Source organism: Methylolobus aquaticus, assembly GCF_054172105.1.
This window is the reverse complement of record NZ_JBSYXP010000011.1, coordinates 92,649-105,545: the sequence shown is the minus strand read 5'-3', so window position 1 is coordinate 105,545 and position 12,897 is coordinate 92,649. Positions and strand designations below refer to the sequence as shown.

At 61.0% G+C, this 12,897-nt stretch carries 13 protein-coding genes; 2 read left to right on the top strand and 11 right to left on the bottom strand.

Going from position 1 to position 12,897, the window contains the following annotated elements; translation table 11 throughout:
* Positions 1-4: 4 nt before the first annotated feature.
* The 7 genes from pmbA to ACW73L_RS15350 form a co-directional block, all read right to left on the bottom strand.
* Positions 5-1,378, bottom strand: a complete 1,374-nt coding sequence (gene pmbA / locus ACW73L_RS15380; RefSeq protein WP_498923260.1) for a metalloprotease PmbA — start codon at positions 1,376-1,378, stop codon at positions 5-7.
* A complete protein-coding gene (gene tldD / locus ACW73L_RS15375) occupies positions 1,375-2,820 on the bottom strand; it encodes a metalloprotease TldD (protein WP_498923258.1) in 1,446 nt (481 codons plus the stop codon). The genes pmbA and tldD overlap by 4 nt, the downstream gene beginning before the upstream one ends.
* Before the next feature lie 59 nt (positions 2,821-2,879).
* Positions 2,880-3,692, bottom strand: coding sequence for a carbon-nitrogen hydrolase family protein (locus ACW73L_RS15370; protein ID WP_498923256.1), 813 nt, complete (start codon positions 3,690-3,692; stop codon positions 2,880-2,882).
* A 319-nt stretch (positions 3,693-4,011) separates the two neighbouring features.
* Positions 4,012-5,466 (bottom strand): ribonuclease G, encoded by a 1,455-nt coding sequence (gene rng, locus ACW73L_RS15365; RefSeq protein WP_498923254.1) that lies wholly within the window; start codon positions 5,464-5,466, stop codon positions 4,012-4,014.
* Entirely contained in the window at positions 5,463-6,077 is a 615-nt protein-coding gene (locus ACW73L_RS15360; protein ID WP_498923346.1) for a Maf family protein, read from the bottom strand. Before ACW73L_RS15360 ends, rng begins: the two co-directional genes overlap by 4 nt.
* 135 nt (positions 6,078-6,212) lie before the next feature.
* Entirely contained in the window at positions 6,213-6,683 is a 471-nt protein-coding gene (gene rlmH / locus ACW73L_RS15355; RefSeq protein ID WP_498923252.1) for a 23S rRNA (pseudouridine(1915)-N(3))-methyltransferase RlmH, read from the bottom strand.
* A 324-nt stretch (positions 6,684-7,007) separates the two neighbouring features.
* Positions 7,008-7,328 carry a hypothetical protein gene (locus tag ACW73L_RS15350; protein ID WP_498923251.1) on the bottom strand — a complete coding sequence of 107 codons (321 nt, stop codon included), beginning with the start codon at positions 7,326-7,328 and terminating at the stop codon, positions 7,008-7,010.
* A gap of 149 nt (positions 7,329-7,477) precedes the next feature.
* Here ACW73L_RS15350 and ACW73L_RS15345 point away from each other — a divergent pair, with 149 nt between their 5' ends.
* Positions 7,478-8,137, top strand: a complete 660-nt coding sequence (locus tag ACW73L_RS15345) for a fumarylacetoacetate hydrolase family protein (RefSeq protein ID WP_498923249.1) — start codon at positions 7,478-7,480, stop codon at positions 8,135-8,137.
* A 293-nt stretch (positions 8,138-8,430) separates the two neighbouring features.
* Here the strand turns inward: ACW73L_RS15345 and ACW73L_RS15340 are convergent, their stop codons facing one another.
* The 4 genes from ACW73L_RS15340 to ACW73L_RS15325 form a co-directional block, all read right to left on the bottom strand.
* Complete coding sequence (locus tag ACW73L_RS15340) at positions 8,431-8,664, bottom strand: hypothetical protein (RefSeq protein ID WP_498923248.1); 234 nt, start codon at positions 8,662-8,664, stop codon at positions 8,431-8,433.
* Positions 8,665-8,955: 291 nt separating this feature from the next.
* Positions 8,956-9,795: a sulfotransferase domain-containing protein gene (locus tag ACW73L_RS15335; protein ID WP_498923246.1), complete on the bottom strand. Its 840-nt coding sequence runs from the start codon at positions 9,793-9,795 to the stop codon at positions 8,956-8,958.
* Between the two features lie 1,005 nt (positions 9,796-10,800).
* Positions 10,801-11,244 (bottom strand): hypothetical protein, encoded by a 444-nt coding sequence (locus ACW73L_RS15330; protein WP_498923244.1) that lies wholly within the window; start codon positions 11,242-11,244, stop codon positions 10,801-10,803.
* Positions 11,241-11,429 carry a hypothetical protein gene (locus ACW73L_RS15325; RefSeq protein WP_129884666.1) on the bottom strand — a complete coding sequence of 63 codons (189 nt, stop codon included), beginning with the start codon at positions 11,427-11,429 and terminating at the stop codon, positions 11,241-11,243. The genes ACW73L_RS15330 and ACW73L_RS15325 overlap by 4 nt, the downstream gene beginning before the upstream one ends.
* A 402-nt stretch (positions 11,430-11,831) precedes the next feature.
* On the opposite strand from ACW73L_RS15325, the gene cax reads away from it, so the two are divergent.
* Positions 11,832-12,887 (top strand): calcium/proton exchanger, encoded by a 1,056-nt coding sequence (gene cax, locus ACW73L_RS15320; protein ID WP_498923243.1) that lies wholly within the window; start codon positions 11,832-11,834, stop codon positions 12,885-12,887.
* The last annotated feature ends 10 nt before the right edge of the window (positions 12,888-12,897 follow it).

Here is a 12,897-nt window from a genome sequence, read left to right as displayed (position 1 = left end):
GAGCTTAGTTGCCGGCCACCGTCATCGTGTCGATAAGAATCGATCCAGTCCGCGTGTTGCCGCGGGCGTCGACGTCGCTGCCGATCGCCTGAATGCCCTTAAACATCGAGCGCAAATTGCCGGCGATCGTGATTTCCTCGACGGGATACTGGATCACGCCGTTCTCCACCCAGAACCCGGCCGCACCGCGCGAGTAGTCGCCTGTCACGATGTTTACGCCCTGCCCCATCATCTCGGTTACGAGCAGCCCGCTCCCCATTGCCTTCAGTAACTCGGGCAGGTCCAACGCCCCTGGCTCGACCGTCAGATTGTGCACGCCCCCGGCGTTGCCCGTGCTCTTCAGGCCAAGCTTGCGCGCGGAGTACGTGCTGAGCACGTAGGATTGCAACACGCCCTGCGAGACCAGGTCGCGCGGGTAGGTCGCAACGCCTTCCGAATCGTAGGGCACGCTGCCGAGCGCCCGCGGCAGATGAGGCTGTTCGTGAATCCGCACGAATTCGGGGAAAATCGGCTTGCCGAGACAGTCCAGCAGGAAACTGGATTTGCGATAAAGGTTGCCGCCGCGTATCGCTGCGATGAAGTGGCCAAGCAGACTGCTCGCGATGTCCGCCGCGAAAACGACAGGACACTGCCGAGTCGTCAGACTCCGCGCGCCGAGACGACCCAGCGTTCGCTCGGCGGCCTTGCGGCCGACCTCCGCCGCGGCTTCCAGATCCTGCGGGGCACGCGCCACGGTCCACCAGTCATCGCGCTGCATCTGGCCATCGCGCTGCCCGATCACCGAGCAACTCAGACTGTGTCGGCTGCTGGCATAGCCGTGCATGAAGCCCAGCGTATTCCCGAGCATGCGGACGCCCTGAAACGTGTCGAGGCTTGCCCCATCCGAGTTGCTGATTTCGGGATCGAAGCCACGCGCGGCATTCTCGCATTCCGTGGCGATACGGATGGCGCCATCGGCATCGAGGTTCCAGGGATGAAACACGTCGAGTTCGGGAAACTCCCGCGCCAGTGTGTCCGCATCCGGGAGACCCGCATAGGGGTCCTCCGCGGCATACTGTGCGATGCGACACGCGGCTGCGACAGTATCCGCGACGGCCTTCGGGCTCAGGTCGGTCGAACTGGCCGAGCCCTTGCGATGACCGAAGTAGACGGTCACGCCGAAGCCCTGACTGCGGTGATATTCGATCGTCTCCACCTCACCCATACGCACCGCGACCGAGAGCCCGCGATCCACGCTGACGGCCGCTTCGGCACCGCTCGCGCCACGCTCTGCGGCGCTGTCCAGCGAGCGTCCGATCAGTTCAGCCAGTTCATCGAGCCGCTGACTTTCGGTGCCGGGCCCCGCATCGCCCTTCAATTCCTGACGTCCGACGCTCAAACCGAGGTCCCTCCCACGGTAAGTCCGTCCACCCGCAGCGTGGGCTGGCCCACCCCGACCGGCACGCTCTGCCCGTCCTTGCCGCAGGTTCCGACACCGCTGTCCAGGGCCAGATCGTTCCCGACGAGGCTGACCCGGGTCAGCACGTCGGGACCATTCCCGATCAAAGTGGCGCCCTTCACGGGCCGGCCGATCCGACCGTTTTCGATCAGATAGGCTTCACTGGCGGAGAACACGAACTTCCCCGAGGTGATGTCTACCTGCCCGCCGCCGAAATTCTTCGCGTAGAGGCCATGTTGCACCGACTCGATGATCTCCTCCGGCGGCGTTGCGCCTGGCAGCATGTAGGTGTTGGTCATGCGGGGCATCGGCAGATGAGCATAGGATTCCCGCCGCCCATTGCCGGTGGGGCGCACTCCCATCAGCCGCGCGTTCAGTTTGTCCTGCATGTAGCCGCGCAGAATACCGTTCTCGATCAGCGTGGTGCACTGCGTCACCGTACCCTCGTCGTCGATGTTCAGGGAGCCGCGACGACCGGGTAGTGTGCCGTCATCCACCACGGTGCACAGGGGCGACGCCACACGCTCCCCTACCCGACCACTGAAAGCCGAGGTGCCCTTCCGGTTGAAATCCCCTTCCAGACCGTGCCCTATGGCCTCGTGCAAAAGCACGCCGGGCCAGCCCGGACCGAGCACGACGGTCATCGTCCCTGCCGGCGCCTCGCCGGCTTCCAGGTTCACCAGTGCGAGTCGTACGGCTTCCCGCACGTAGCCGGACGCGCGGTCACCGTCGAGAAAGTACCGATAATCGGCCCGGGTACCGCCGCCGGAGGATCCCTGCTCGCGGCGACCGTCCTGCTGCACGATCACACTGACATTCAGACGCACCAGGGGGCGAACGTCACCGTGCATCGCGCCGTCGCGATCCAGCACCAAAACGGCGGAACTGCCGCCGGATAGACTGACGATGACCTGCTCGACCCGCGGGTCTAGCCGGCGCGCTTCGGCATCCAGACGCCGCAGCAGGTCAATCTTGTCCTGCTCGCTCAGGGAAGGTATGGGATCGATGGGCAGATAGAGGCGCGGCGGCGTTTCCCGCGCTTCGACGCGACTGGGACCGCTGGCACCGGCAACCGCAATCGCCCGGGCGTTGCGCGCGGCCTCGATCAAGGTCGGCAGGGCAATTTCGTCGCTGTAGGCAAAACCGGTCTTCTCGCCGGAGACCGCGCGCAGACCGGCGCCTTGATCAATGCTGTGCGAGCCCTCCTTGACCATGCCGTCTTCGAGCGCCCATGACTCGTATCGCGACTGCTGCAAGTAGATGTCGGCATCATCGATAGCCGCACCCAGCATGGTCGCCATTACGCGATCAAGGTCACTTGCACCGAGCGCAAGCGGGTCGAGGATCAGTCGCCGGGCGACGTCGAGAGATTCGTTGGTCATGCGCAAGAGGGGTCAGCTAAGGGAATGGGGAGCAAGAACCGGAGCCCGCGTCAGCGTCATCACAATCGCCGGTGCGTCAGAACGGGGAACGCGGTGCGGACCTTTTCGAGGCGTTCGCGGTCGATTTCAGCACAGACGACACCCGAACCGGAGGCCAGGGAAGCGAGCGTCTTGCCCCACGGGTCGACGATCATGCTGTGACCGTAGGTCTCCCGGCCATTGACGTGGAAACCGCCCTGATTCGCGGCGATGGTGTAGCAGAGGTTTTCGACCGACCGCGCGCGAACCAGCAAGTCCCAATGCGCGGCGCCCGTCTGCGCCGTGAAGGCGGCCGGGACAACCAGCAGGTCGAGGCCGGTCTCGGCCATTTGGCGAAACTGCTCGGGAAACCTGAGGTCGTAGCAAATCGCCACGCCGATACGCCCGAACGGCGAATCCAACACCACAGAATTCTGCCCGGCATCGATAGTCGACGACTCGCGGTAGCTTTCGTCGGAACCCGGCAAGTCAACATCGAACAGATGGATTTTGTCGTAACGTCCCACACGCTGGCCGCGATCGTCGTAGACCAGACAGGAGGCCCACACCTTCCCTGCGCTAGCCTTGATCGGCATCGTACCGCCAAATAGCCAAATCTTCAGCCGTTCCGCGGTGCGGGACAGAAAGTCCTGAATCGGCCCTTTGCCAGCCTCCTCGGCGACAGCGAGTTTGTCGGTTTCCGACATCCCCATCAGCGCGAAATTCTCCGGTAGCACGACGACCCGGGCTTTCTGCGCGGCAGCCGACTCGATCAGACGTTCGGCCTCCAGTAGATTCGCGCCGACGTTCGGGCTCGACGCCATCTGCACCGCGCCACATATCACTCGCTGCATTGATCAATCCTCTCCTTCACATGTTCCCCGACCCGCCGTAACCCATGTTGTGGCTCGGGCCGAACGATTCCTTTGGCCGATGCGCCGCCACGCCCGACCCGTTTCCAGAAGAACTGGACCGGGGCTTAAGGCTTTCCGGTTAGGTTCTTCCTGCCGAGTGTAACATCCCAAACTCAGGCCCCATCGCATGAACGCCGAAGGGCAACCAAGGCGGTTCACCACAGCGCCCGCTTCCTGCTTGGCGGCATGCTTAACGTCGAGTCTCGCTCGGCTCAGGGAACCGCCGGAACTGACCAAGCTACTTTTCCCGGCCCTTCGCTTAGAGCAGGACGACGTCGTACTGTTCCTGCGTATACTGGCTTTCGGCCCGGAACTTGATTTGCACGCGGAGAAACGCCTCAAGTTCCGACAGCATGTCGGCTTCTTCATCGAGCAGGCGCCCCACGACTTCGTTCGACGCCAAAACCAGCAGTTCCTGTACGTTGTACTGGCGGACTTCGCGGATGATCTCGCGGAATATCTCCAGGCAAGTCGTCTCTGCCGTCTTCAGCACTCCACGACCGCTGCACGCGGGGCAGGTTTCGCAGAGGGTGTGTTCCAGACTCTCCCGTGTCCGTTTGCGGGTCATTTCGACCAGACCGAGGGACGACACCTCGCTGATGGTATTCTTCGCGTGGTCCTTCTCCAGGCTTTTCTCGAGCGCCTGCAGCACTTGCTGCTTGTGCTCTTCGTCCTTCATGTCGATGAAGTCGATGATGATGATCCCGCCGAGATTGCGCACCCGCAATTGCCGCGCGATCGCTTGTGCGGCCTCGAGATTGGTCTTGAAAATGGTTTCCTCGAGATTCCGACCACCGACGAAGGCGCCCGTGTTGACGTCGACCGTCGTCAGCGCTTCGGTCTGATCGAAGATGAGATAACCGCCCGACTTCAGCGCAACCCGCCGTTCCAGCGCCTTCTGGATCTCGCTCTCGACCCCGTACAGGTCGAATAGTGGACGTTCGCCGGCGTAATGCTCGACGAGCGGCGCCATCTCCGGCGTGAACTCCCGCGCGAACTTCACCATGCGCGCGAAACTCTCGCGCGAATCGACGCGAATCTTTTCCACTTTGGCGCGATGCAGATCCCGGAGCACGCGCATGACCAGCGGCAGGTCCTCGTGCAGCAAAGTCTTGAACTTGGCTGTACGGGCCCGCTGTGCGATCGAGTTCCACAGTTTGATCAGGAACAGCATGTCGGCGCGCAGCGCCGCTTCGTCGACGCCTTCGGCCGCCGTGCGGGCGATGAAGGCGCCAGTGCCATGTTCTTTCTGGAAGGTTTCGACACAAGCCCGCAAGCGAGCTCGCTCGCGCTCGCACTCCACGCGCTGGGATACGCCGCAGGTCTTCGCATTGGGCATATACACCTGGTAGACGGACGGCAGCGAGATGTCCGTCGTCAGTCGCGCGCCCTTGGTGCCAAGGGGATCCTTGACCACCTGGACCACCAGTTCCTGCCCCTCCTGGAACACGCGCTCGATGGCATCGTCGACAGCGCGTTCTCGTTCGGGCTGGCTCAGGTCCGACAGGTGAAGAAATGCAGCACGTTCGAGGCCGATATCCACGAATACGGCTTGCATGCCGGGCAAGACGCGGCAGATCTGCCCCTTGTAAATGTTGCCGACCAGCCCGCGTTTGCGCCGTCGCTCGATCAGAACCTCCTGCAGAACGCCGTTCTCGACGATCGCCACGCGGGTTTCGGGCGGCGTCACGTTGATCAGGATCTCGTCGCTCATGGGCCATAAAGCTCCGCGCCCAACAGGACGCATGATGCGATGCCGACCTCGGCCAGCAGTGCAGCGGTTTCGAAAAGGGGCAGTCCCATGACTCCGGAGAAACTTCCTTCCAGACGGCGGATGAACAGGCTGCCACGTCCCTGGATCGCATAGGCCCCGGCCTTGTCGACCGGTTCTCCGCTGGCCCAATACGCTTCGATCTCACCGTCCGTCAAGTCGCGAAATGCAACGTTGCTTTCGCTGAGTGCAAGCCAATGGCGCTCACCATGTCGCAGCGACACCGCGCTCAACACCCGGTGGGATCGGCCCGACAGACGCCTGAGCATGGTCCGCGCGTGCTCGAAATCGGCGGGCTTGCCAAAGACCTCGTCATCGAGCACCACCTCGGTATCCGCTCCCAACACCGGCAGTCCATCCCCGTAAACATCGAGCCCCGCGCGAGACTTGTCAGCCGCCACGCGCGCAACATAGTCTTGCGGGACCTCATCTAAGCCCCGACGTTCTTCGACGTCGACTGCGACCGTCCGATAACGCACGCCAATCTGGGCCAGCAGTTCCCGGCGCCGCGGTGAAGCCGACGCCAGCACGATCATCGGATCGCTATGGTGCAAGGGTTGCTTCGTCATGATTCGTATAGGCAGGGGCGTTTCTCGTTCCTGGCGCTCGCGCGCACTCGGCAATCAACCTTTTAGGCTTCAGGCTGGACTGGTGGCGAACGACCGCCGCGCAAGCCCCACGCGTGAAAACTAGGCGCGGTGATAGGGATGGTTCTGCAAGAGGCTCCAGGCCCGATACAATTGTTCCGCGACGATGACCCTGACCAGCGGATGGGGAAAAGTCAGCGGCGACAGGCACCAAGCCTCGCGCGCCCGCGCCAGGCACGGCGCGGACAAGCCATCAGGACCGCCGCACAGCAGCGATACTCGATCGCCTGCAGCGAGCCATCGCTGGATCGCGCTTGCCAGTTGCTCCGTACTCCACATGCGACCGCCGAGGTCCAGCGCAACGACGTGATCAGCCGGCGCAAGCGCGGCCAGGATCCGTTCGCCTTCCTGTTCACGCCACTGCGCGGCATGACCGGTCTTGCCGCGCTTGGCCGGGGATAACTCCCGCAGGGTAAGCTGGAACTCCCGCGGCAATCGCTTCGCATAATCGGCGTAGCCGGCCTGAACCCAGGACGGCATGCGATCACCTACGGAAACCAGTTGTACTTCCATGCCGTCCGGCGCCCGTGGCTAACGCGCCGACCACCGACGGGACGCGGAATGCCGCGTCGGCGCTGAATCGACGATCATCAAGCCGCGGGAATTCCCTTCTTCCGCCCTACGAACGGCCCAGGAGGGGTCTCGATCATCGTGGCACTCGGATAGGACGCGGGCAGCGGACAACTTCATACGGTCTGCTTCATCGGTCAAGGTCACCAAGTCGCGATCCTGAACAACTGCCGTATCACGAAGTCCAGAACCATCGCATTGAATACGCCCCTTGATCGTCCCCCGTGTGAGCGGACTCCCTGCGTCATTGCCTAGACCCGCTCTTCGCTACCAGTTATCGTACCCCATGGCTCGGCAATCACCGACGGGCCTGTTGAAGGTCCAATCAGCCGGTTGGAGCACGAGCATCTCAGACCCTTTCTGCAGCGCGTCGTGCGGCGGAGGGATGCTGGCGATACCCAGAAAGGGTGTGGACACAAGCAAGGTGGCGCCTCCCAGCAGGGTCCCGATGGCCCCGATCGGACGAAAAATGAGCGCGTCGACGATGATGTCGGCGGCACCGTACTCGCCGTTGGTCGAACACAGGGCCCAAGCGCTGGTGACCTGCGTTAGCAAGATCACGCAAAGGACCCGCCGCATCTTCCTCATAAGCCTCGACTCCGAAATCCAGGGTGACGGGGATGGGCCGCACACCGACGAAAAGCTGGCAGAATAACCGATCCGACAGGCGGCATGAAACGGGGCGGGCGGCGAAACGGTGCCGTACGACTCCACGGGACCCGGAGAGTGAAACGATTATGTTCCCGATCGAGCGTCAACGATCCCCGACACCGACCATTTTCGGCATCGGTCGGAACTATGCGCAGCATGCTCGCGAACTGGGTAATCCGCTGCCCCCGGAGCCGGTGGTATTTCTGAAACCTGGCGGATCGCTGCTCGACAGCGGGGGCACCATCGCACTGCCGCCGCAGAGTGCCGACGTCCAGCACGAGGTCGAAATTGTATTGCTGTTGGGATCCGGCGGTCGACATTTGTCGGTCGACGAGGCCTGGTCAGCGATTGCGGGCTACGGGGTTGGTATCGACGTCACCGCTCGCGATATACAACGCAAAGCGCAAGCAACCGGTAGTCCCTGGGCGATAGCAAAGGGCTTCGACACATTTGCACCCGTCAGCAAATTCGCCCCGGCGGCATGGGTGCGTGACCCGCGGGCTCTTCGTTTCGATCTGACGGTCAACGCCGAAACGCGTCAGCGCGGGAACTCTGCTGACATGCTCTTCAGTTGCGGGGAGTTGGTATCTTACCTGTCATCCGTCTTCACATTGAGTGCAGGAGACTTGGTATTCACCGGCAGCCCGGAGGGAGTCGGCCGCATCTATCCAGGCGACCGCCTGGTCGCGAGGTTAACCGATTTCAACATATCGCTCACAGTGGATGCGGCGGACGCAGCACCATAAGCCGCCACCGACTATCTACGCCAACCCGCTCTGCGATACTGGTAAGGTTTGAAGACGTAACTGTTCACGTCCTCCTCGCGGGAGCGGTCCGGGAGGCCGAGACACGCCGTGCATCCGTCCCTGGAGGCTAGCCTGCGGGTTCCCTCCTGCAGACGGTCTCGCCCTCGCAGCTCGCTCCCACTACCCAACACGTCAGCAGGATGAATGGTTACTTTGAAGACGCCGACCCACCAGAACCCTCTTACGGCCTCGCACCGCGACCGCAAGACCGTGAGAAGACACGGTTGACGTGATTAGCTCTGTTGTCTCCAGCGATAGTGGACTTCGCCATCGTCGCAGCGGTATCCCGACCCGTGGCCGATCCGCTCCTTCGCGACACTGACGCAGTGATGCTTTTTCGCAAATTCCTGCCAATCCGCTTCGCCTTCCGGCGCGACGAAAATCATGAACGCGACAACCAAGCCGGCCACGCCCAGCGAGCCGAATGCCAGGATTTCCCAAGGTTTCCAGCCACCCGATTTGAACATCCGCAGTCCTCCCCTGTTACTGTCTAAAGATCCGAGGCAGACGGATCATGCGGCGCCGGAACATTAACCGCTTCGCCTGCTCACGTCGCCCAAACGGCAGCGGGTGTACTCCCGCTTAGATGCTTAGACAATCTATTGCGAATTTTGTTTACATCTCCGCTAGGTTTTTGGATGCGAAGCCCTCTGTCCGGCGGCAAGCCTGCCGGGAGGACACAATACGACTGTGACGCGCCCGATGAGGAGGAGAACAGTCAATCGACGGTGCAGAACTGACAGGCGAACGGCGCCTGCTTACTTGGCAGACCGCCAAAGCGACAGATCGCGACCGATGACGTCTTCCGTTCTGTCTATGACCTCCTTGAATCGGACCTGCGCCTCCGCCCTCTCTTCTGGCGTCAATTTCACTGCCTTCAGGTTCGCCTTGCGAAGCCCGCTCAAGGACTTGACGATGAAACTGGGGAAATAGGTCTTAAGACGACGCACTGTTCGGTTGTTCAACAACTTGAACAATAATTTGTTTTTCGGCACACCACCGGGATTGAAAACGGCGGATACATCCGGCGTGAAATCAGGATCAACTTCCAGAAACTCGAACAACTCTTTTACGACGCCGCTGGCGTCCTTGACCATTTGCTCGAAAAAAACCACTTTAATCTGTTCCTTCGGAAACAGGCTGTAGTAGCGCTCGAGGTGCGAGGCATAACCACCCAGCAGGCGCGGCTCTGACTCCAGAGCTTGAAGGAAGGTCATTCCCTTGAAAAGACCATGCTCGCGCTGCCGCATCTGATACAGTGAATACGCCCTGTCGACAGGATTGCGCAAGGAGGCAATCAACTTCGCGTGGGGAATCAGCTTTTTGATCGCCGTCGCCGCATGCGGGACAACCAGATAGTGTGGCGAAGCCTCACCAATTGCCGTCTCGGTTGTGACTTCATCGAAGAGACTCTCGTATTCTTCGAGTGTCTTGACGTTGATTCGGATACGGCCATCTTCTGTTCCGTCATAACAGAAAAATCGCGCCTCCTTCAACTTTGTCGGCATGAACACGGCGGGGTGCTGGTTGAGGTACCGATAAAGGGAACTGGTACCACACTTCACATCGCCGATGATAAGAAAGTTTGGCAACGTCATGTAATTGGTCTCACTCCGTCTTTTCATCAATGATTAGGCTTGCATTACCGATAAGACCTCTCTGACCCAAAGCCACGCTGGCTTGCGTCAACGCTCTCCAAAAAGGAGTCTTGATAGAAAGTCAATCGGAAATCACATGATGTGACACGTCCGCCCATGGCCCCGGTGTCGCCCGATGAGAAGCCCTGGGTCAAATGCGCCAATCGCTGATCGGCGACCAACGCCAGCCAGATAGGGCGGGTGAGCCGCTGCATCGCGGCGCAGGACTCGAACGCGCCGCTACGACTGCGTGTCTCTATTCGCGTTTAGGATACGCAAGTCGTGCTGGAGCGGCAAACCGCGCATCCGCGAAAGCGAAGTCCGTAGCGCGGACCATTGGAGTCAGGAGAGCAGGCCCAGAGGTTTGAAGCAGCGACCAACCGACAGCGAGACGGCTGCCGAGTTCACTGAGTGGAGCGGCGACCGGATCACCGACGCGGTCACTGCGGTGCCGGCCGCTGTCCTGGGGCAGCTGAACAAAGGCCTTACCAGCGTCGTTCAAGGCCGTGGAGGCAGGGCGCGATTTCACCTCACCTATCGCATAAAACGTGGATCAAGATCCGATCGTGGCGACGCCTCCCTCTAGCGCTGCAAGCCCCTGAATAAATCAGTACCGCCATGGCAAGTCACCGCTTGCGAGCGCGACCGCAAGGCAGACATGCGCTCCGAAGAAAGCGGGCTCTCGCGTCCACGCTGACTCCCGGGCGCTGCAGGGCCCGATCATCTGGCATTAGTCGCGCGGCTGGCACCGGGATTGGTCGGGCAGCGCACCACTATACAGACGGGAGCCCCCGGGCCTCGCTGGATCATTAGTATCTCAAGTGTGCGAGCAGCCGGCAGGCAGCCGATCCCGCTGCCCGCTCGACAGGTTGCTCTATTGAAAGGTCTCACGGAAGGAGGACACGACCCTGGACGGCTCGCCGGCAACAGTCGAGGTCACAGGGAACCCGTTCGCCAACTACTAGGTTATCCCTTTCCTGGAAAGAGCCCCACCGACCCCGGTTTGAGTCGCTTGCACGACACGACCACATCCTCAACATGGCACTGGTACTTTCCCTTGTCGACGCCGCTACATTCCTCACAAACCAATTTACCCGTGTCCTTCTTTTCGGACACATGCCAGCCATACCCCTGAGACTCGCAAAAGATCTTGGCATGTTTATCGATGTTGTAGGCATCGACAGCTACCGATTCGGCTTCCGTTTGTGCCTTGCATCGATTAGCGGGAAGCGTATTGCCCATTAGATCCCGGAATACATACTCCGAGGCCGATGCCGCCCCCGACAGTCCGCAGACCAGAACGAGCGCGAGTATACCGATTGCATTCCACCTTAATATCATCTTCATGGCGCTTATTGCTCTTGCGAAGAAAAACCCACCTGAGTCAATCATCACCCAGACGTTGCTCAATTCAAGACGCGAATATTCATTTTCGCGGCTTCCTCACTCAACTGAGCTCGAATCGGATCGTATTTGTCGTTCTCGCTGAGCTTGACCATAGCAATTATCCCAACCAGGGCGATGGTCACGCAGACCACGTAAAGCCAGAAATAATCCCTTTCTCCAGTGGGTTCTTGAATCTGCTGAATACTCATATCATGCTCCTCCGCGTTCTTTGGACCCCGTGGGGCCGTATTTTTTGGCGAGACCCGGACCGAGCGGCTGGATGTGCATACGTCTCGGTCCTCGTTCGGACCGACACCCAAGGCAGTCGTATCGATCCGATAGTTTCGAGTCTAAACGCTGCCAGCGAAGCTTGTCAACCTGCACGCGGACCGTTGAGGATTTGCCCCAACATCCGCCCTAAAAGCCGCTCTGGCAGGAGGACTGCACTGCGAGACAGGGACCCGCACCTCCCCACCAAGTGGGATGCGATCTGGACTACACTGAGGCCGTGGCTGACACCGCGCGCACGAGCCGAGTCGGCGCGTCCGGGAGGACACCCGCGGCACCGCCTCCACGACTCTCATCGCAAAAACCCACGACACGGCCGCTCCGTGAACAAACAAGTCCTGCTGATCTTCGTACCGATCGCGCTGGCCCTCGACTGGGCGCAAGCGAGCCCGACTCTGGTCTTTTCCGCGACCGCGCTGGCGCTCATTCCACTCATTGGTCTCATGAGCAAAGCCACCGAGCAGCTAAGCGGCTATGTCAGCCCCGCGACAGGCGGCCTGCTCACCGCCTCTCTCGGCAACCTGCCGGATCTGATCATCGGACTGTTCGCACTGCAGAAGGGGCTGCACGAAGTGGTCAAGGCGTCGATCAGCGGAGCGATCCTCGCCAACATTCTCTTCACGCTGGGACTCGCGATCTTTGTCGGCGGCCTTCGCCACTCGACGCTCAAATTCGATCCGAGTGCTGCAGGCCTTAACGCCGGAATGCTGCAGCTTGCTGCGGTCGCGTTGTTGATTCCGGCGATTTTCAACGTCTCGGTGCAACAGACCGAGGAAGATTTGAGCCTCGAGATCGCCGTACTGCTGTTCTTGGTCTATCTGGCGGGCTTGATCTATACGTTCACGCGCTCCGCGCAGAACGAGCATGGGACCACCTTGACTGTAGACCAGCGCAACGGCAGCAAGCCTGCCGAGTGGTCACAGCGGCAAAGCCTCAAGGTTCTCGGACTGTCAACTGGCGCCCTCGCGGTGCTCAGCGAAACCCTCACCGACGCGATCGAGCCGATGGCCGCGCAACTGGGCCTGACCCCGATGTTTGCCGGGATCATCCTGCTGGCGCTGGTCGGCAGCATCGCTGAATTGTCGAATGCCATCGTGTTCGCTCGCCGCGACCAGTTGGACGCGACCCTCAACATCGCCGTCGGCGCGAGCCTGCAGACTGCCTTGTTCGTAGCCCCCGTGCTCGTCTTCGCGAGCTATGCCTTCGGCCGCCAGCCGCTGGATCTGCTGTTCTCGCAGTTCGAAATCGCTGCAGTCGTCCTAGGCACCTTCATCGCATTGCGTGTTCTGGCCAATGGCGAGACCAACTGGATCGAGGGCGTGATGGCCGTGGTGGTGTATCTGATGCTCGGCTACGCGTTCTATTGCATACCTGGCTGAAAGGAACGGA

Excerpts from the sequence above, each read along its gene's own strand:
- tldD (WP_498923258.1), bottom strand. The coding sequence starts at position 2,820 with ATGACCAACGAATCTCTCGACGTCGCCCGGCGACTGATCCTCGACCCG.
- ACW73L_RS15370 (WP_498923256.1), bottom strand. The coding sequence starts at position 3,692 with ATGCAGCGAGTGATATGTGGCGCGGTGCAGATGGCGTCGAGCCCGAAC.
- rng (WP_498923254.1), bottom strand. The coding sequence starts at position 5,466 with ATGAGCGACGAGATCCTGATCAACGTGACGCCGCCCGAAACCCGCGTG.
- rlmH (WP_498923252.1), bottom strand. The coding sequence starts at position 6,683 with ATGGAAGTACAACTGGTTTCCGTAGGTGATCGCATGCCGTCCTGGGTT.
- ACW73L_RS15350 (WP_498923251.1), bottom strand. The coding sequence starts at position 7,328 with ATGAGGAAGATGCGGCGGGTCCTTTGCGTGATCTTGCTAACGCAGGTC.
- ACW73L_RS15345 (WP_498923249.1), top strand. The coding sequence starts at position 7,478 with ATGTTCCCGATCGAGCGTCAACGATCCCCGACACCGACCATTTTCGGC.
- ACW73L_RS15340 (WP_498923248.1), bottom strand. The coding sequence starts at position 8,664 with ATGTTCAAATCGGGTGGCTGGAAACCTTGGGAAATCCTGGCATTCGGC.
- ACW73L_RS15335 (WP_498923246.1), bottom strand. The coding sequence starts at position 9,795 with ATGACGTTGCCAAACTTTCTTATCATCGGCGATGTGAAGTGTGGTACC.
- ACW73L_RS15325 (WP_129884666.1), bottom strand. The coding sequence starts at position 11,429 with ATGAGTATTCAGCAGATTCAAGAACCCACTGGAGAAAGGGATTATTTC.